The organism is Paenibacillus sp. BIC5C1 (assembly GCF_032399705.1).
Taxonomy (GTDB): domain Bacteria; phylum Bacillota; class Bacilli; order Paenibacillales; family Paenibacillaceae; genus Paenibacillus; species Paenibacillus taichungensis_A.
This window is the reverse complement of the sequence record NZ_CP135922.1, coordinates 4959250-4977664: the sequence shown is the minus strand read 5'-3', so window position 1 is coordinate 4977664 and position 18415 is coordinate 4959250. Positions and strand designations below refer to the sequence as shown.

General features: G+C 43.7%; 25 protein-coding genes and 1 tRNA gene. 18 read left to right on the top strand and 8 right to left on the bottom strand.

All coding sequences use genetic code 11. The features are described 5' to 3' along the window. The first annotated feature begins 2 nt into the window (after positions 1-2). Together RS891_RS22315 and RS891_RS22310 are read left to right on the top strand one after the other, a co-directional pair. Entirely contained in the window at positions 3-1034 is a 1032-nt protein-coding gene (locus RS891_RS22315) for a FecCD family ABC transporter permease (protein ID WP_024631187.1), read from the top strand. A gap of 44 nt (positions 1035-1078) precedes the next feature. Beyond that, positions 1079-2794 carry an ABC transporter ATP-binding protein gene (locus tag RS891_RS22310; protein WP_315793240.1) on the top strand — a complete coding sequence of 572 codons (1716 nt, stop codon included), beginning with the start codon at positions 1079-1081 and terminating at the stop codon, positions 2792-2794. 155 nt (positions 2795-2949) lie between these two features. Here the strand turns inward: RS891_RS22310 and RS891_RS22305 are convergent, their stop codons facing one another. Further along, positions 2950-3366, bottom strand: a complete 417-nt coding sequence (locus RS891_RS22305; protein ID WP_315793239.1) for a TroA family protein — start codon at positions 3364-3366, stop codon at positions 2950-2952. Positions 3367-4071: 705 nt separating this feature from the next. Here RS891_RS22305 and RS891_RS22300 point away from each other — a divergent pair. The 3 genes from RS891_RS22300 to RS891_RS22290 all read left to right on the top strand — a co-directional run bounded on the left by RS891_RS22300 (position 4072) and on the right by RS891_RS22290 (position 6236). Continuing rightward, positions 4072-4653 carry a DUF3221 domain-containing protein gene (locus RS891_RS22300; RefSeq protein WP_315793238.1) on the top strand — a complete coding sequence of 194 codons (582 nt, stop codon included), beginning with the start codon at positions 4072-4074 and terminating at the stop codon, positions 4651-4653. A 41-nt stretch (positions 4654-4694) separates the two neighbouring features. Further along, positions 4695-5081 (top strand): DUF5071 domain-containing protein, encoded by a 387-nt coding sequence (locus RS891_RS22295; RefSeq protein WP_315793237.1) that lies wholly within the window; start codon positions 4695-4697, stop codon positions 5079-5081. Positions 5082-5216: 135 nt separating this feature from the next. Next, positions 5217-6236 carry a VanZ family protein gene (locus RS891_RS22290; RefSeq protein WP_315793236.1) on the top strand — a complete coding sequence of 340 codons (1020 nt, stop codon included), beginning with the start codon at positions 5217-5219 and terminating at the stop codon, positions 6234-6236. Between the two features lie 110 nt (positions 6237-6346). Here RS891_RS22290 and RS891_RS22285 read toward each other — a convergent pair whose 3' ends face one another. Then, positions 6347-7249: a manganese catalase family protein gene (locus tag RS891_RS22285; RefSeq protein ID WP_113053895.1), complete on the bottom strand. Its 903-nt coding sequence runs from the start codon at positions 7247-7249 to the stop codon at positions 6347-6349. Positions 7250-7477: 228 nt separating this feature from the next. On the opposite strand from RS891_RS22285, the gene RS891_RS22280 reads away from it, so the two are divergent. The 4 genes from RS891_RS22280 to RS891_RS22265 all read left to right on the top strand — a co-directional run bounded on the left by RS891_RS22280 (position 7478) and on the right by RS891_RS22265 (position 8795). Continuing rightward, positions 7478-7774, top strand: coding sequence for a hypothetical protein (locus RS891_RS22280; RefSeq protein WP_113053896.1), 297 nt, complete (start codon positions 7478-7480; stop codon positions 7772-7774). A 54-nt stretch (positions 7775-7828) separates the two neighbouring features. Next, complete coding sequence (locus tag RS891_RS22275) at positions 7829-8149, top strand: DUF3889 domain-containing protein (RefSeq protein ID WP_113053897.1); 321 nt, start codon at positions 7829-7831, stop codon at positions 8147-8149. 158 nt (positions 8150-8307) lie between these two features. After that, on the top strand, positions 8308-8520 hold the full coding sequence (locus tag RS891_RS22270) for a hypothetical protein (protein WP_113053898.1): 213 nt from the start codon (positions 8308-8310) through the stop codon (positions 8518-8520). Next, on the top strand, positions 8514-8795 hold the full coding sequence (locus RS891_RS22265; protein WP_079349571.1) for a hypothetical protein: 282 nt from the start codon (positions 8514-8516) through the stop codon (positions 8793-8795). Before RS891_RS22270 ends, RS891_RS22265 begins: the two co-directional genes overlap by 7 nt. A gap of 59 nt (positions 8796-8854) precedes the next feature. On the opposite strand, the gene RS891_RS22260 is transcribed toward RS891_RS22265, so the two are convergent. The 3 genes from RS891_RS22260 to RS891_RS22250 all read right to left on the bottom strand — a co-directional run bounded on the left by RS891_RS22260 (position 8855) and on the right by RS891_RS22250 (position 10136). Then, positions 8855-9091, bottom strand: coding sequence for a DUF3892 domain-containing protein (locus tag RS891_RS22260; RefSeq protein WP_076288193.1), 237 nt, complete (start codon positions 9089-9091; stop codon positions 8855-8857). A 110-nt stretch (positions 9092-9201) separates the two neighbouring features. Continuing rightward, positions 9202-9645 carry a GNAT family N-acetyltransferase gene (locus RS891_RS22255; protein ID WP_076288307.1) on the bottom strand — a complete coding sequence of 148 codons (444 nt, stop codon included), beginning with the start codon at positions 9643-9645 and terminating at the stop codon, positions 9202-9204. Positions 9646-9881: 236 nt separating this feature from the next. After that, complete coding sequence (locus RS891_RS22250) at positions 9882-10136, bottom strand: hypothetical protein (RefSeq protein ID WP_113053899.1); 255 nt, start codon at positions 10134-10136, stop codon at positions 9882-9884. 144 nt (positions 10137-10280) lie between these two features. Between RS891_RS22250 and RS891_RS22245 the strand changes: the two genes are divergently transcribed. Further along, positions 10281-10353, top strand: a tRNA-Val gene (locus tag RS891_RS22245). Between the two features lie 97 nt (positions 10354-10450). On the opposite strand, the gene RS891_RS22240 is transcribed toward RS891_RS22245, so the two are convergent. From RS891_RS22240 to RS891_RS22230, 3 genes are all read right to left on the bottom strand, one after another. Then, a complete protein-coding gene (locus tag RS891_RS22240; protein ID WP_315793235.1) occupies positions 10451-11749 on the bottom strand; it encodes a tyrosine-type recombinase/integrase in 1299 nt (432 codons plus the stop codon). Between the two features lie 73 nt (positions 11750-11822). Continuing rightward, complete coding sequence (locus tag RS891_RS22235; protein WP_315793234.1) at positions 11823-12242, bottom strand: ImmA/IrrE family metallo-endopeptidase; 420 nt, start codon at positions 12240-12242, stop codon at positions 11823-11825. Further along, positions 12243-12662 (bottom strand): helix-turn-helix domain-containing protein, encoded by a 420-nt coding sequence (locus RS891_RS22230; protein WP_315793233.1) that lies wholly within the window; start codon positions 12660-12662, stop codon positions 12243-12245. 192 nt (positions 12663-12854) lie between these two features. Here RS891_RS22230 and RS891_RS22225 point away from each other — a divergent pair, with 192 nt between their 5' ends. The 8 genes from RS891_RS22225 to dnaI all read left to right on the top strand — a co-directional run bounded on the left by RS891_RS22225 (position 12855) and on the right by dnaI (position 18411). Then, positions 12855-13061, top strand: a complete 207-nt coding sequence (locus RS891_RS22225) for a helix-turn-helix domain-containing protein (protein WP_315793232.1) — start codon at positions 12855-12857, stop codon at positions 13059-13061. Positions 13062-13106: 45 nt separating this feature from the next. After that, positions 13107-13415 carry a helix-turn-helix transcriptional regulator gene (locus RS891_RS22220; protein WP_315793231.1) on the top strand — a complete coding sequence of 103 codons (309 nt, stop codon included), beginning with the start codon at positions 13107-13109 and terminating at the stop codon, positions 13413-13415. Between the two features lie 13 nt (positions 13416-13428). After that, positions 13429-14568, top strand: coding sequence for a ParB N-terminal domain-containing protein (locus RS891_RS22215; RefSeq protein ID WP_315793230.1), 1140 nt, complete (start codon positions 13429-13431; stop codon positions 14566-14568). Further along, positions 14549-14977, top strand: a complete 429-nt coding sequence (locus RS891_RS22210; RefSeq protein ID WP_315793229.1) for an ORF6C domain-containing protein — start codon at positions 14549-14551, stop codon at positions 14975-14977. Before RS891_RS22215 ends, RS891_RS22210 begins: the two co-directional genes overlap by 20 nt. Positions 14978-15297: 320 nt before the next feature. Then, positions 15298-15996, top strand: coding sequence for a hypothetical protein (locus tag RS891_RS22205; protein WP_315793228.1), 699 nt, complete (start codon positions 15298-15300; stop codon positions 15994-15996). 15 nt (positions 15997-16011) lie between these two features. Next, complete coding sequence (locus tag RS891_RS22200; protein ID WP_315793227.1) at positions 16012-16419, top strand: hypothetical protein; 408 nt, start codon at positions 16012-16014, stop codon at positions 16417-16419. Between the two features lie 26 nt (positions 16420-16445). Further along, positions 16446-17471 (top strand): replication protein, encoded by a 1026-nt coding sequence (locus RS891_RS22195; protein WP_315793226.1) that lies wholly within the window; start codon positions 16446-16448, stop codon positions 17469-17471. Positions 17472-17475: 4 nt separating this feature from the next. Beyond that, a complete protein-coding gene (gene dnaI, locus RS891_RS22190; RefSeq protein WP_315793225.1) occupies positions 17476-18411 on the top strand; it encodes a primosomal protein DnaI in 936 nt (311 codons plus the stop codon). Positions 18412-18415: the final 4 nt, after the last annotated feature.

The following is an 18415-nucleotide window of genomic DNA, read 5'->3' as shown; positions in this document are numbered from 1 at the left end:
CCATGGAATCCTCAACTCTGGTTGGAGCAGAACGCAAAAAGAGAACAAAAAGCACCATTGTCATGATTGTGCTTGGTGCGTTGATTATTACGGCTTTTATTATCAGTATGAATACAGGGTTCACTCGGCTTTCTCCACTTGAGGTTATGCGGACCTTGTTTGGCGGTGGGACGGCAAAGCAGGAACTGATTCTGTTTGAATTCCGTTTGCCGCGTATCGTCATTTCGGTTCTGGTTGGTGCAGGACTTGCGCTGTCCGGTTGTATTCTGCAGGGGGTATCCCGAAATCCTCTGGCTGATCCAGGGATTCTGGGTATCAACGCTGGAGCGGGATTGGTTGTGATGTTGTTTGTATCCTTCTTCCCAACAACGACGGCGGCTCCGGTATTTTTGCTGCCAATTCTGGCTCTGATCGGTGCAACATTTGCTGCATTTCTGATTTATGTGCTCTCTTACAAAAAGGGAGAAGGTCTCATGCCTACGCGCATGTTGCTTACAGGGATTGGGGTAGCTGCAGGGATCAGCTCAGCTATGATCGTACTAACACTTCGGCTCAGTCCGGAGAAGTATCAATTTGTGGCCACTTGGATGGCAGGTAGCATCTGGGGTTCCAACTGGAAATTCGTAACAGCGTTGCTGCCGTTTCTCATTGTCCTTGTGCCGCTTGTTCTGTATAAAGCCCGTGTGCTCAATGTACTGAACCTAGGCGATCAAACAGCGAGTGGTCTCGGCGCACCGGTGGAGCGTGAAAGACTGATCCTACTGGCTGCTGCCGTGGGACTGGCCGGATCATGCGTATCCGTCAGTGGCGGCATTGGTTTTGTGGGTCTAATCGGTCCACATTTGGCACGTCGTCTCGTGGGACCAAAACATCAGTTCCTTTTGCCTGCATCCGCTCTGGTCGGATCATTGCTTGTGCTTGTTGCAGATACGCTGGGACGCGTAATCTTGCAGCCTTCAGAGATTCCGGCAGGTATTCTGGTTGCCATCATTGGTGCCCCGTACTTCCTGTATCTCTTGAGCAAAACGAAATAGAAAGCAATCATGTTGTATGGTTGCTATAAGGAGGACTCCAGTCCATGCTTCGCCGTTTCTTTGCCTATTACAGGCCTTACAAAAAGCTGTTCATTCTGGACTTTAGCTGCGCGATTTTTGTAGCTCTGCTGGAACTGGCCTTCCCGCTGGCAGTTAATAGAGTCGTGGATGACCTTTTGCCGGGGGGACGCTGGGACTGGATATTATGGGCATGTCTTGCGCTGCTCGCGATCTATCTATTAAACTCGTTCCTCAACTTTGTTGTTACATACTGGGGACATAAGCTTGGTATTAATATCGAGACCGATATGCGTAAGGCACTTTTTAACCATGTACAGAAGCTGTCATTTCGTTTCTTCGACAATACCAAAACCGGACACCTAGTCTCTCGTATGACCAATGACCTCATGGATATCGGCGAGATTGCCCATCATGGCCCGGAAGATGTATTTATCGCAGTGATGACGTTGATCGGTGCATTCAGCATCATGATGAGCATCAACGGAAATCTGGCCGTATTAACATTTATTATCGTACCGCTCATTATTTATCTATCCTTGTATTTTGGCAGCAAGATGTCCAAGGCATTTAGCCGAATGTTTGGGGATATAGCGGATTTTAACGCACGTGTAGAAAACAATGTAAGTGGTATTCGCGTGGTTCAGGCTTTTGCTAATGAAGAGCATGAAAAAGCACAATTCGCTGTGAACAATAGCCGCTTTCGTCAGACCAAACTGATCGCGTACAAAATCATGGCTTGGAACTCTTCCATCAGTTACATGCTGATGAAGCTGGTATCCCTTTTTGTACTAGTTTGCGGCACTTGGTTTGTCATTAATGGAAGTATGAGCTATGGTCAATTTATTGCGTTCATTATGCTGTCCAATGTGTTTCTTACACCCATTCAGAAGATCAACTCCGTTATTGAGACGTATCCAAAAGGGATTGCAGGTTTCAAACGCTATACGGAATTGCTCGATATGGAGCCGGACGTTGAAGATCGACCGGGTGCCACTACGGTCTCTCATCTGCGTGGAGATATCCGATATGAGCAGGTGACCTTTGGCTATTCGGATCAGGAGCCTGTTCTGAAAGGGATTGATCTGAATATTCACGCTGGCGAAACAGTGGCTCTTGTTGGACCATCCGGTGCAGGAAAAACAACGCTGTGCAGTCTGCTGCCTCGTTTCTATGATGTGCTGGAAGGTCGCATCACGATCGATGGTCAGGAGATTCAAGACATGACGCTGGATTCATTACGCAGTCAGATCGGAATTGTGCAGCAGGACGTGTTCCTCTTCGATGGGACAGTTCGTGAGAATATTGCGTATGGCAAGCTGGATGCAACAGAGGAAGAAATCTGGATGGCCGCTCGTCGTGCTCAGATGGAGACACTGATCACTTCTATGCCGGAAGGAATGGACACGTTGATTGGTGAACGTGGTGTGAAACTGTCCGGCGGACAGAAACAGCGTTTGTCCATTGCGCGTATGTTTCTGAAGAATCCTCCGATTCTAATTTTGGATGAAGCTACATCTGCACTGGATACTGAGACCGAAGCAGCGATCCAGCAATCCCTTGCGGAATTGTCCGAAGGACGGACTACCCTGGTTATTGCCCACAGATTGGCTACGATCAAAAATGCGGATCGCATTATTGTTGTTGCCGAGCAAGGGATTACAGAGCAGGGCAGACACGAAGAATTGCTTGAAGCAGGTGGAGTATACAGTCGTCTGCATTATGCACAGTTTGGTGCCTGAACGTAACAGAGAGTTTGTGAACGTAATATAAGGAAGCTGTATATAAATTAAAAATTAACGCCTTCATCTACTCATTATCTTGAGTAAGCGAAGGCGTCTTTTTTTACTTTTTAATATCACGTTGTGCCTGCTGGCGAGAGAAGAGTATCACACATCTAAGTCAGTGGATGTTTTAAAATACGTGGCATGACTTTGAGTAAACGATCTCTTGTGATCGGGTCATCGAAGTTCCATTTGGCGTTTGTCGTATACGTGTGTGTACGAACAGAGGCGTGGACAATCCATTGTTCCGCTTTCTGTTCTTCACCCACATTTTTCGCAATACAGCGCAGCTGCTCGGCGGTATTGCTGGCCGGATTGATAGTACGTGTGGGCGCCACCTGCTCAAGCAACTCTCTCATCGCGTCCGAACGGTGCTCATAGACAATAAGGTCAGGCTCCAAACCTGCAATAACGGAAGCGTTGTTGATTACACCCACATCTTGAATGTACTGCAATTGGTTCCGGTACACGATTTGATGACGGATGATGGTGAGTTCTGCGCCAACAGGCCGAATGCCCAGTGTCATCATTGTCCGACCATATTGCCCATCGCGACAATCTTGGAAGATGGTGTGGCTCTGCTTTGCTGTCGCAGGCTGATAACAGCGCACCAATCAGGGTAATCATGAGTATAAGGGTACCGAGCTTGCGTGTTGCGTCCATCGTTATGGTTTCTCCCGCATAGGCTACTCTTTGGATGATGTTAATCATTATCAATATAGTTCGAATGTGATCAGTATATCGAAAGCGGGGACAAACAGGCGGAAAACCTTTGTACGAAAATAAGGGGAATTTGAAGGAGAGGAGAGAAAAGCTATGTTGTACATTTTCATAACCTGGCTAATATTGATTTTAATGTTGATTCTACTGGCTCAAGGTATCCAAAAGATTTCCAAGGATAGAGAGGGATCTAATTTTAAACGTTGGGGCGGATGGTTAATCGGACTTTTTGTTGCAGGTAGCGTACCATTGGGGTATGCATTATATACGGAGTTACGCGGGGGATATATAGGAGCCAACATTGGATTGGGACTGGCTTTGTTTTTCACCTGGGGATACTGTGCACTTTTGTTATGTGTGATATTGATTGTATGGGGAAGGTACTGGTACAAGAGCAATAAATCAAGGTGATTTATTTGACATCATAAAAGGGATGTTAATCGTACGTTGCATGCAACAATCACCCTATAGGCAACGTCAAAAAGAGAATAAGGAATTAACAGGGGGCTTTACATATGTGGAATCTTCGTCTGCTGCTTAGTTCGTGCTTGACCTTGATATTATGTCTTACAGGTTGTACGGTTACGGGGCAAAACGAATGTGAGACACATGTCCAGGCGAATGCACAAAGAGCAGAAGGCTTCGTTGGTTATGTGGTTGACCGCAAGGAGAATTCCATACTTGTTGTTAACCCTGCATATGAAAATTTCAGTGCCAATGGGGGATCGGATCGGTATTATCCGGCCAAATGGTTCTCCAATGCGCCTAATCCTAAGATCGGCTCCTATGTTGAGATTTGGACGGATGGCAGCCCCGAAAACCAGCCTTACCCTGGACAAGCCAGAGCGGAAACGATTGCTGTATCTTGCCCGGCCACCCCAGATGGTGCTCATAGGAGTGAGGAGGATGCCATCCGGGCTGGATTGTACTCGTCAGACGGAGAGCAAGTACGTATTCCTGTAATTGAGAATGTTGATTTTGATCAGAAGACAGGAATATGGACTATTCGTATGCGAGATGCCATGTCAACCACGGATACTCAGGATCAGATTGAAGTGAAAATAGAAGATATCGAGCCGGCAGAGGAGCAGAAGTAGGAATGCTGGATTTCATCGTCGGATGACAAGAGGTGATGAGCATGGATGTTAGAGAATGGCTTCCCCGCGAGAAGCATGATTTCGAAGCGGTGCGTAAGTTAAGTGAATTAGGTAATGAAGAGTTGCGAGATATCATTCCTGAGCTTATGGAATGGTTGCAAGATGGAAATTGGCCCATTGCCAAGTCCGTAGAAGATTTACTTTTGAGATTTGGAGAAGAACTTATTCCTCATATTCAAAATGTATTTAAAACTAAAGATCCACAATGGGAATATTTTATGATCAGTGGTTTAATCAGTAGATTGCCTTCCCGATATCTAATAGTATTGAAGGATGATTTGGAAAGAATTTTGAATAATCCTACTAAAAGTGAGATGCTTGAGGAATTGGATGAGGTTGTAGTACCACTACTGAATAAAATACGATAACAAGCAATTTACAATTTAAGAAGCGTATTTTTCATTTTGTGATTCAGAAAAGTTCAGACTGTGCAGACCGCCATTCAAGTCGAGGAAATTTCTGCAGATTGTAGTGTGGGAATGATTTGATGATGTAGAAGTTTATTGAAAAAAGAAGGTGTGATTTTGATTTTGTATCAAGGAAAGTCAAGAAAATTCATCATTGTATTGTTATCGTTGTATACTTGTTTAACATTGTATTTCTTATTCTTGGGCTTCGATAGAAGCTCGTCCAGTCTTGATCAGGGTTTACGATACAGCTTAACCCCTCAAGGAATTCCTTTACATTTTCCGATGGGGAGGGATTTTAAGATTTGGTTTTTTGAAATGGGGAACTTTATAGCCTTCATCCCCTTCGGGATGGTCATTCCGCTCCTCTTTCGCTGTGGGTTTATTCGCTTTATCAGCCTATTCATTCTATGTATTACGATGATAGAGACGGTACAAATGATTTCGCGTTTAGGTGCGTTTGATATAGACGATATCCTGATTAATACTTTAGGGGCTGCCGTGGGATATGGTGCACAGCGGGTAGTAATGCATCAGCGGAATACATTAAAAGGACTTATTCGAATCTTCCTGACAGCGATTATTTTCTCAATGGTTACGATATCTGTAGTTGGTGGTCTCAATCATTATTTAGATAACGTTGACGGAAAAAGTGTTGCACTGAATGAACTTGCTTCGAGTGATGGGGCTGTTACATGGGATGAAGAACTCTCCGGTTTTACAGTAGGGCAGACAAATGTCGAGCCTCAAATCAATCTGTATAGTAGAGAGAAACAAAAAACGGATGTGTTTTCATATCTCTTAAATGGAAAATACAAAAATATGACAGGTTATTTCGCTATACCGGACGATATTTTCCGCACAGCGAGCAATGAGAGTATTACAGTAAGCTTTATCGCTGATGGAACCGAAATTTATTCCCTGGTTGTATCAGCGAACAGCGGGGAGAACCATCCTGACTCTTTTCGAATTCCGTTAAAAGGGGTTAATGCATTGACTATAAAAGTATTTAACGATGATTCAAATGCGGTGACCAATATTGTAATGTGGGACATTACACTGACAGAGCCAAACACAGGGCAAAAGTTCATCAACAGCATTAAATCCATGTTTTAATACATCAATAAAAGCCCTCGATCCTGCCCACTGAAGCAGCAAGATTTGAGGGCTTAATCCATTTCAAGCCCAATCAAGAACAACTAATACATCCACTACATAATGCTACCTTATTCCGCAATATTTCCCGCCATCTTCAGACGACGTGCAATTTCCTGAAAGTCTTCCTGCGAAATGCCCGGTGCGAATTCCTCTTCCACCGCAGGAGCTTCCGGGATCGGGTACCCTTCAGGTACGCCTTGAATGACTTCCAGCGCTTGTCCATCTTCGGGGTGTGTCCCTTTCCAGATCTGACTGATCGCAGTAAAGTCTTTATCACTATAAGTATACAGCTTGGTGTGTAGGCCTTTTTCTTCGTATTTCCACGCTTCGTTAAAGGATTTGTTGCTCAGGGATGGAATCGGCACCAATTTGGTTACATTCACTCCGGTTGCGATTTCAAGCGCCTTAGCATAAGCGACCACATGTACGCCACCGCGTACCAACAAATAGCCAACAACTGCCCGAGCTGCGGGGTGATCGGTCATTTCGTAAACTTTCATTTTATGTGTACGTGCTCCGCATTCAAGGAAAAAGTTATGCAGCAAATCTTCGACCAAATTCCCACTGTTGAAGACGTTGGCTCCTGTCCAGGGATTGCCCATGGAGTCGAAAGGCATTGCTCCCTGTGCGCCAGCCAGGAAATGATAGGACAGACGTGCATCCTTCACGGAACCAAGCGGTGTATCGTCAGGCTCTTTGTATTCGGTGGAACCTCTGAGGCATTTGTTAATGCCGTGAGACACAAGCTCCACATGACCCAATTCTTCGGCGGTGATACTCATCACCAGATCGTAGAAGGGTTTCAATTTTTCTTTGGAACGAAAATTAAAGGATTGATAGAGGTAGTTGTTCAACGTTGACATCTCTCCGAATTTACCACCCAGCAATTCTTGTATTGCTGCCGCTGCATTCGGGTCCGGTCTCTCGACATTGGGGATTTCAATTGCGATTTCATCCATACGTTTGAACATCAGGTGTAACCTCCTCGAAATGATTGCTCAGAATAATGAAGTGATGCTTGCATGGCCTATTACACGTTTATTGAATACGCTAAACCCATAATTTTGCAAATAAGGCTTAAGACGTATGTAATGAGTCTACATTTGTTATTTCCAATCCCGTGTTATTTATGTACAATCAGGACGAATGAAGTTAAGTATAGTTGTCATTATCTGATTTAAATGAAGGAGAAGCTGAGCGTGCGCAAACGTTGGATTATGGTGGGATGGGGTGTCCTACTGCTTGTCGTTTTTGGATGTAGCGATGTTACGGGAGCATATGCAGATTATCCGAGTGAGTTGGATCAACAAAGAAAAGATGAGCTTGCAGAAAAGTACGGTTTGGAAAAGCAGGAAGATCCACCTCTGCGAAATTTTTTATTGGAGGGTGACTGGGGGATAAGCTTCAATTCACCAATTGAACGGTATAAGATGGCGATAAGTACAGTTCAATCGCTCCTGCAACCGATTGCGTTTATCATTCGTCTACTAGTGTAAAATAAACTTCTACAGGGCAGGCTAACGTAAACATTGTCCCGAGGAGTGAATGATATGAGAATGCTCATCGTAGCCCTGATGACGGTGATACTAAGTTTAAGTGGATTATCAACCAGTTCAGCAACTGCGATTCCGGATTATGCGAAATGGGGAATTATTGCAGTGAAAGAAACACAAACCAAGTACAACGTGGATATTTTGGATTACAAACACATCGGCCGCACCTCACTAACAGCAGACCAATCTCGTGAACAGTTCAAGTTATGGGTTCGTAACAAAGACGGTAAACAATTTGCTGTATTTGTAAATGTTGATTTTAACCCGTCTACCCAGCAGTTGAAAAAGGTACAATTCATGGAATCGGATCGACGTTGAGATTGCATAGCAAGCAGGACAGGAACCAGACTTCCCTATGAAGGGAGTGAGTCTGGTTTTTTTAATTTCAAGAAAATCCTTTTTTTAGTTATTGAATAAAGAACTTATGTTCGCATATAATAATAAAACAAACACATGTTCTTATTGGAGGGATGATTATGCTAGGAAAATATATTGGTCAGATGGTGGAACTCGTCTACATGGATCGTGCAGGGCATATTACGCAGCGGCAGATTCGAATCAACAGTGTACGCGAAGGAAAGATTAGAGCATCCGCAGGAAAAGAGGGTTCACCAAGAACTTTTCTGGAACAAGGTATTCTGGCATGGCGTCCCGTACTCCATAAGGAAGGGAAGGAAGATATATGCTGAACGATTTTGAACGCAAAATTTTGCGTATAATTGTTAATTATGCGGGCCAGCGCCGCCGAGTGCCACGGATGGATGAGCTGGAGAATAAGACGGGAAGAAGCAAGGCGTTCATTCATGAGTCACTGCTGGAGCTTGAGCGCAGGCAGCATATTGTGTGGGAGAACAAGTCTACGTTGGAAGGTATACTCATTCTGCAAGCATGGGAGCAGGAACCACAACCCATTCGCAAAAGCCAGCCTGCTGGCGATGCCGTGAAATATTTTACCGAATATTAAAACGTAAAAACGCCAACCCGGAATGCCGGATTGGCGCCTTGTTAATCAGTGTACATCTATTAGAAGATAGGAAGTTGATCCAGGTTATTGGTTGGGTCGCCGTCTGCGTCACCGCGAATGTACATTTCGCCGTCTTTGCCTTTAAAGACGTTCACACCTGCAATTGCTCCCGCTTTTACTTCAGCCAGTGCCTGTTGGTAATCCAGCACACGCCCGGATGAAGTTTGGAACGCCGTCAGATCGCCGTCTCCATTTTTTTGTACTGCTGTGAAGCTTTCGCGTGTCGTTTGATCCATGATGTCACACTCTCCTTATCTGGCCAAATAGGAATCTGGTTACCTCTTTAGCCTGTCCGGATCAAAAAAAAGTATGCACCACATAGCTTTATCTCGCACGCAAAGGTTATTTACAGGCTCTTTTGCATACGAACATGCAGAATGTCTGCATCATAAAAAGGCTCTTCCGAGATCACTTCATATCCGAGCTTCTCATAGAACTTCTGCGCCTGGCATTGTGCGTCCAAAACAGAATAGGCCAATCCCAATTCACGTGCCCGTTCTTCCATGGCTAACAGCAGCACACGTCCATAACCGAACGCACGATGCGATTTGAGTACAGCGATGCGCTGCATTTTGGCGGTATCCTTGGTGTAATAGATCAGACGCCCCGTGGCTACTGCCTGTCCATCTTTACTCAACAACACGTGATGCACATCCGGACTGATGATATCATATTGATCAATCTCAATGTCAGCAGGCACTTGCTGCTCGATTACAAAAACGTTATTGCGAATATCCAGTGCTTTCTGGAGTTGTTCTTCAGTCGTTACATAACTAATCTCAGCTGCCAATTCCATACCTTCTTTCTGCTCTACGCTATCAGACTGAATTATACAAAAAAATGCTTTTACTGTATAGTTAAGACTGGAACATACTGGGAGAGGGGGTTCGAACCATGGGTATGGCTGGAGTGATGGCAATCACCCTTTTGATGTCGGCCGGAATGATAGCTTTGTTGTATTATGTGACCAAAAAGGCTTATTCCAAAAAGTGGGACGAAGATGAGTGAAATGCGACATAATGTTTCTCAGGGTAAGACTTCAACATTGCCTTGTGGGGAGTAAACGTCATGCACAACAGACTTGGAATACACATCCATCCAAACAGGCAGGTCATCATTAACCTCATGGGGTACTTTCAACTGTTGGAATTGTACGGTGTGTTCATCCCGTTCTAAACTGCAACCGACAGAAACGTATATTAATGCAACAAGCGCAATCAGACAGGCTATGTTTTTGGCTGTGATAAATAAACGCAGTTTACGTTCTTTCATGTTCCTCATATGGAAGTCACCTCGTCATCAAAATGGTAATCTTTCCTTTATTGTGCACCAATTCGAATAAAATATTACCAATATAACGATTGACAATGAACACGGTTACTTGGTATGATACTGTTACTTGATTGGACAACAACTAGATATCATGATCTGTTAGCTCAGCTGGGAGAGCACTATCTTGACAGGGTAGGGGTCAGTGGTTCGAGCCCACTACAGATCATACGCAAAAGTCCTTGTGTAGCAAGGGCTTTTTTATTTTCTTATGTTCTGATAGAGGGGCGAAATAATGGCTTTGGGGACGAACTGGGGACGGAATTTCATTTGCGTAAACCTGAAGGATCGAATTTATTTAACTTTCCTGCTACTCGAGTCTTTACCTTTTTAGTGACGTGCACATACGTGTCTGATGTTGTGGAAAGTCTGGCATGACCTAAGCGCCTCTGAATAGCGATAAGTATCGAATCATAATTAGCTTCATCCTCGTCTTCAAGTAGTAAGGTTCCGGCACTGTGTCGTAAGCCATGGAATTTAATGTACCGCAGACTATGCCTATCACAAAATCGTTTCCACCATTTTGAAGGATGTTGGTAATAGTAGGGGGTTCCTGTGCCATTATGGAAAACATATTGCCGATCAGCACCAAGCCACTTGTCTTCTAAAAACTCTTTTTCTTTTAGCCACTCCTGTTTATAAATTTTCAACTCATTCATATACCAATCTGGCATGTCTACATCTCTAAATGAAGCTAAAGACTTCGGTCCTTTTTCGACAGCTTTCCCCTTCAAGGTGAGAGGTATGTTGTTTTCAATTCTTATCGTGTTATTGTCAAATAGAACTTCTGGCCATTCTAATCCGTTAAGTTCACCACGTCTGAATCCTCCTAACATTGATCCTAATATTAAAAGCCGCCATTTTCTTGTTTCTTTATACAAGGCATCAACAACTTCTTGGGCCTCCATTTCATCGAAATATTGGGGATTTTCCCGTTGCTCAATTAGTTTCTCTTTTGCGTTTTTTGCGGTTGGTTTTTTTACTCCGTCCATCGGGTTTTCTTTTATTATTTTCCACTCGACTGCTCGGGAAAATATATTCTTTAGTACGCGATGGATGTGTGCTAGTGTACTGGCATCAAGTGGTTCAAGTTGTTTTGCCTTTTGTTTTTCACTTAGGGGTTTCTTGCTACTGGAAGGCTTCCTTGTTCCCGGTTTTTCTAGATCGTGAAAAAAAGACACAAGTTTTAAAGTGGTAAGTTGATCTATACGATCATTCTTAAATGCAGGTATTAATCGAGATTCAATGACATTCTCGTATACAGTTAATGTAGTTAGAGAAAGGTTGTTGGGGTTACTAGCATACTTTTCTCGCCATTCTTCAATGAAGTCAATGAATTTTGTTTTTTCTGGTGCGATATATGCTCCTGCTTCTACTTCAATTTTAAATTTAGCCAGCTCATTATTAAGGTGATCATTCAACCGTTTCTTTGTTCTTAACAAGACTTCATCCTCAATCATAATTGATTTACGAGGACGATTCCGACTGCCGTCCCCGTTTATACCTAAGTCAACCGTAAGACGCCATGTGTTTTTCCCTCTTTTTTCTATGCTTCCTTTTGCCACATAAATCCCTCCTGACGAACACCAGTTCTGTTTTTGTCTATGGTAAACAGCCTTGCGGCTGGAAAGCGCAAAGTTACATTTCTAAGTTATGAAGCTGTTTCGGTATGCCGCATCTCAAGAGGTATGTTTCTTCTGTTTCTCCTGGCTCGCGCTCAGTGAGTTGGGTTAACAGTTTTACAGCAAAAATATTTGCCTGTCGTTCGAATTTGCCTGTATTGAAGAAAGTATGCTCATCAATCCAGAATTGACTTAAGCCCGAATGAAGTCGATCGTGTCCAAGTTCATGAGCACACACTACACGCTGCCATTCTTCAGGCAAGCCGTTATGTATAACTATGAACCGCCTTCGTAACCGTCTGTAGTACAAACCTCTCGTGCCGGGTCCGAATTCCGCATGTTGGATTATTATGTTAAGTCCTTTAGCTATTACAAAAGGATCGTTGGTCTTGAATCTGCGAACGAGCTTGCGAATGATGTCATCCAAACCGGTCACCTACTCTTCGTCTTTAGGGGCTGCCTTTTTCTTGCGTCCATAAGTTTTCTTATTTAGCTCTTTCGCTTCCCAAAGTAGCCCGGTTAGAATGTCCATTGCTCTTTGACGGTTTTCATCTGTAATTGGCACCCCATCAAACAAGACGGGCTGATCCTCTTCGAGAATCTTTTTAATGTCAGAAAGATCTTTGGCGGTGGCCCATTCAGGAGCTTGGTGTTCGTTTTCTTGTTCTGAAAAGTAATCAAGTGGCTTATTGAAAAAATTTGCAATCGATTGAAGTGAGTCAACTTGTGGGTGTTTGGTTTGTTTGGAAAGGATTTTAGTAAGACCTGTGTAGGAGACACCAGTTTCTTTAGAGAGTCGGTATTTAGTAATTCCTTGTTCACTCATCAATTCTAAGATTTTATCTGCTAAATCCACTTAAATGCCTCCTAAAAGTATATCTCTTATTAGTTATAACTCTATAAAGTTATAATAGAACATAAAAGGGAGATAAGTCAAGCGATTAGAAGCAATAGGGAGAGAAAAGGGGATTTTATTGCTCTATTGGGTTATGATACAGGTTGAATATAACACAATAGAGTTATAATATGTGTTCAGGAGGTGAGTGGAATGGGTCAAACAATCGAAGTAAACATACAGAGGTTAATCGAAGCGAAGGGATGGACTATTTACCGTCTTTCGAAAGAAAGTGGCGTAACAGTATCGGCACTTTACAACATTGGGAAGAAAAAACAAGGTCCATATGCAGAAACTTTGCTTAAGCTTTCCAGTGCTCTTGATTGCACAGTTGATGAACTGGTGAAAAACCGTGTCTGAGTTTGCTGCTAAGTATAGCACACTTTCATAGAAAGGAAATGTGATATGGATAATCCTTTAGTTGCTCTTGAGGATGCAATTCGTTCAATGATATCCGAGCATGTAACTATTGCAGAAAATCGACTCAGAGCAGAGTTTGCTGGAGTGAGTGATAAAACTCTGGACGTAGCAGAGACGGCAGCACACATAGGGATCTCTGAAAAACTGATATACCGTATGTGTCAAGAAGGAAGCATTCCACATGAACGTTATGGGACATCAGGTTCCAGAAGGCCTGTAATCAAGTTCCGTCTCTCTGATTTGGAGGCATGGAGAGCTGCACAGCGGGCTGCTAGTTACAAAAAAGAAAGCTGAAAGGGGTCTTATTTTGCTCATAGACATTAACCAAATTAAAGTCAGCGATCGAATTCGGAAAGACTTCGGCGGCATCGAAGAACTGGCGCAAGACATTGATCATAACGGACTTATCAATCCTATAGTAGTAACACCAGATTATCAGTTAATTGCAGGAGAGCGTCGCTTGCGTGCTCATCAGTACCTAGGACGTAAAGAGGTTGTAGTCCGAGTAATGGAAATCAGCGATTTTGAACATCAACTCCGACTGGAAATTTCAGAAAACGAGCATCGAAAAGAATTTACCTTCTCAGAGCGAGTCGAGTGGGCTAAACGGTTGGAGGAAATCGAACGGATCAAGGCAAAGGAACGAATGGCCGCAGGCAAGGAAAATGTTCCTGAGCAGCCTGCCGGACAGGTTCGTGACATAGTTGCTGATCAAGCAGGGTTTGGATCAGGCAGAAATTACGATAAAGCGAAGTACATCATGGAAAACGCGACACCAGAAATCATCCAGCAACTTGATGAAGGGATCATATCTACACACAAAGCGTATGTGGAGACAAAAGAACGACTTGAAGCTGCTTTGCGAGAGGCTGAGACTCGGGCTAATCAAGCCGAGCAGGAGAAGGAAGAACTTCAGCGGCGGTACAAGGGCGCGATTCCAGCCGATCAGGTGGACGAAGCAGTAGCAGCGGCGGTAGAGCGACGAGATGAAGAAACAGAAGTTGTTCTCCAACAGAAAGCTCAGGAATCTGCTAAGAAGATTGAAGAGCGTGACCAATACTGGAAGGGCAAGCTTCAGGACGATGTGGAAGCTGAGCGTCTGAAGATAGAAGAGCTGAAAGCGGGTTATCAGCGGACGAAAGAAGAGTTGGAGACAATGAAGCTCCAGCAGCCTGATGACTTTGATGACCAACAAGCGGCAGCTCAGATGAAAAAACTTCGCTTTGAAGCTGACAGTAACACTATTCAAATCAGCATTCATGTTAAGCAGTTCCTTCAAAAGGTTGGTATAACATCATTCATGCTTGGGGCAGTCTCGGGTGCAAGCACCAGTGAGAAAAAGCGGTTGTCAGAAGGTCTTGATATGCTTCAATCCTTCATTGACCAGATGCGTCCAGCAATTAATTCAAGAAAGGTGGTAAATCCAAATGACATTGATGAATCCTAATCAGCCTGACTTCTTATCGGTTGTAGAAAGACAGATGCAGTTAACTGAAGCACAAGGTATGGCTATTCGCGGTTTGGTGGATGGCATCAGACAGATGCAAGAGGATGTGGTCGAAAAGGTTGGAGAGGTCCAGATGATGGTTCAGGAGGTCCGGGACAGCGTAACGCTGACGGATGCGGAGTGCTACCAACTCCAGTCTCTTGTTCGCAAGAAGTCGAATTCATTAACGAAGGACCGATACAAGGAGTCAGATGAGAAATTCAAAGACTTGGTCGGTCGATACCGCCGGATGATCTGGAGTAAGTTGAAAGAACGATTTGAAGTAGCAAAATACAGCCATGTACGGCGTATCGACTTTGATGATGCAGTTGATTTCATTAAGGGATTTCGTCCGGAAGACTACATCTGATCTGATAGGAGTTGAAACCGATGGGAAACAAATTTATGACTCTGGATGACTTGGCACGTATCTGGTCACACAAGCCATTGCAGCACGCGATAATCACTCGAAACATTGATCGGAATAAGAAATCATGATTACCGATGCACAGAAAATTCCTGATCCAAATGAAGAAGGACTCTTTTGTAACTACTATTGCAGAAGAGTCTACCGCAACAACAGTATCAAATGAGTCCTTAGGTTAATCGTGCTACCAACACGATCATTTAAAAAAGAATTCAACGGCAGTATACCATGCAATTCCAATTTTGAAAATAGGGGATGAAAATATGAATTTAAATAACCTGGTAAATGACGCTATGGAGACTATCCAAAAGGATGGGTTTGTAGAAGAAGTTATTAAAAAGCAATTGGAGACTACTATCAAAAAAGTCGTTGAAGATTACTTTGGCTCCTATGGAGATTTCCGTAAAGAGTTGGAAAACCAAGTAAAAGAACAACTGGAAATTGATATGAGCAAACTCGGAATTGGCGGATACAACCTCATGGTTCTGAATGAAGTAAAGTCTCAATTGGAAACAGCGCTTCACATTCAGGGTGTCCAAAAAATAAAAGAAAATATGGAAAAAATGCTCGTTGGCGTCAAGTCAGAATACAAGTTATCTGAGTTAGTTGAGGCTATGAAAAAGGATGAGAACGAGGATCGCGATAAAGATGGCGAAAAAATAGGCTTCATTCTTGAAGATAACGATTACGGTTACAAACACATTTACCTTGATCCTGAAAGTGACGGTACAGAATCATGGCGCTCTAGCAGATCGAAATACAATTATAAATATCAACTTCACTTAGATAAAGAAGGTCATGTCTACAATTCCAAAATTGATAGTCATGAATTATCCAAAAACAATGAGATCATGACATCGTTTTATGACTTTGATAAGTTAATGTTCCAAATTTTCGCTACAGGCGCGAAGGTTGTTGTTGATGAGGATGAAGTAGATACCTATTACGGTGATGATTATTAAAAAATTTAAGTAGGAGTGACTGCATTGTCTCTACAAAAACAATATACGCTAGGCGAACTATACAGTTTAGCAGAACAGTGCAGTCACGATTACCCGGCTACACTGGCGCGAAAGATCGAGTATTTGACCGAGGTACAAGTTTTGTTAGGCCGGAGAGCTGCGGAGGCGGTGAGAGACTATAAACGCATTTATGCCGAACGTAAGCGGGTCTATGCCGAGGCGTACCTGGCTGCTGGTAAAGATAAAGCGCAGCATGCGGAACTGGCTATCATTAAGCTTCGTATCCAGGAGGCTGACGCCGAGGCAGATAAGGTTCGCTGGCACAATGCAGTGGAAAGTAATGATCAAGTTATAAACTCTTTAAAATACAGCCTGAAGGTTCTGCTCGCTGAGTACGACAATCCAGCAAGTGCAAGAAGATAGAAATCAGAAGTTCCGGGGTGAGGTGAGTGGCAAGTCCCCAGTTAGGTAACGGATATATCGGCATAGCTAATGAGATATGGGATGAGATCATCAGCAGAAAGTTCACCGAGCGACAGCAGAAGATTCTCAAACTCGTTCTAAGGCTATCTTATGGCTGCCAAAAGAAAGAGGCTGTTATACCCCTCCTAAAGCATTTTGAACTATGTGGAGTGCGTATACAGGACGCGAAGAAAGAAATTGTCTACCTGCAACAATGCAAAGTAATCATGTGGGACGGAAATCAAGTTTATTCGCTTAATAAAAACTATGATGAATGGCGAGTCAGTCTCGTGAAAGAGTGGGATAGAGACAAATTTTCCGAACTTATTTCACTTAATTTGAGCAAAACCAAAGTTACGAAAAGTGTAACACAAAAAGAAGATGAATTGCCTGAAAGTTACGAAAAGTGTAACTCCGAAGTTACGAAAAGTGTAACTGGCGAGTTACGAAAAGTGGAAGTCGAAGAGGCTTCAATCCCTTGCGGGAGTAAGGCTGAAGGCACCTCTAAAGACATGTTTAAAGACAGTATTAAAGTTGGTTGTTGTTTAACTGATTCCGATTCGGTATTTGAACCGTACAAGGGAAACCCGGATTCTGTTCCTAATCCCGAAGCAGATTCTGACTCTGATCGGGAGGTTTCCCAAACCGAATATCGTAATCAAGTGGCAGCTCGTTATCTCCTGAGAAGAGGTAAGGGACTGGAGATAACCTTAAACGATGAAGTTGCGGTTAAACAGTTCATAGCTGAGAGGATTCCGCTCCAAACAGTTATCGATGGTATTGACCAATCGTTTGACAATTTTAAACCCAAGAACAAATGGGATCAGATACGAAACCTGAGTTACTGTGCAACGGTTGTATATTCGTTGCATGCCAAACGCGAAAAATCAAACACAGCCGAAATGCAAATAGCGACTACCGTACCAGATGCGCCGATTGAAACGGTATCAAACGTGACCGCAGATGATTTAAAAGAGTTGCTTGCTAATCTAAGGTCAAAGCAAGGAGTGTGAGTACATGGGCAGCTTTCAGGAGGAACTCAAAGCGCTAATTCCCCCAAGGTTTGAAGAAAGGCAGCAGGCAGCTATTCAGCAGATTAATATCCATCCCGAAGTCAAACGGCTCAGAGAGGCTTATCCTGATCGCTCAGGAGACCTAACAAGCCCAAGACGGTACAGGGATGTGTCCGAACATTTGGCTCAATGTGATGCGTGCGCTAAGTGCCCCGGTCTAATAGGCTGTCAGAACGTCCAGAAGGGGCATAGGAGCGTCGAAGAGCCTAACCCTGATAAAACGGACGAGTTAGTGTTCCGACTCAGGAAATGCGATTTACTAAAGTCTCACGAGCGGCAGCAGGGTATAGGACAACGGATTAAAAGCCATTTCATCCCGGAACACATTTTGAACGCCACCTTTGATGACATTGAGCCTGATGCTCCCAGGATGGCAGCTATTGCGGGAGCGGTGAAGTTTTGTAGTGAATTTGTTCCCAAAGAAACGGTACAGGGATTGTATTTGTACGGCCCAATGGGAGTCGGTAAGAGCCGTTTTGCTGGAGCTATCGCACAGGAGTTAGCTAAATGTGAAGTGGATGTCCTTATGGTGTACGTTCCCGATTTCATCGAAGAGGTCAAAGATGCCATTGGCTCCAAAGAGAGCGTAGCAAAGAAACTGGATGCTCTCAGAACGGTACCAGTGCTTATCATGGATGATATTGGGGCAGAGTCGATGAGTGGTTGGGTAAGGGATGAAGTTATTGGTCCGGTTCTCCAGAGACGTATGGAGCGGTTGCCGACCATCTACACATCCAATCTAACGATACAAGAGTTGTCCAAACATTTTGCTAATGCCAAGGGATCTCAGGATGAGAAGAAGGCAGCTCGGATCATTGAGCGGATCGAACCATTTGTAAAGTTGCTGCCAGTAGGCGGAAGAAATAGACGGAGGGGATAGTAGA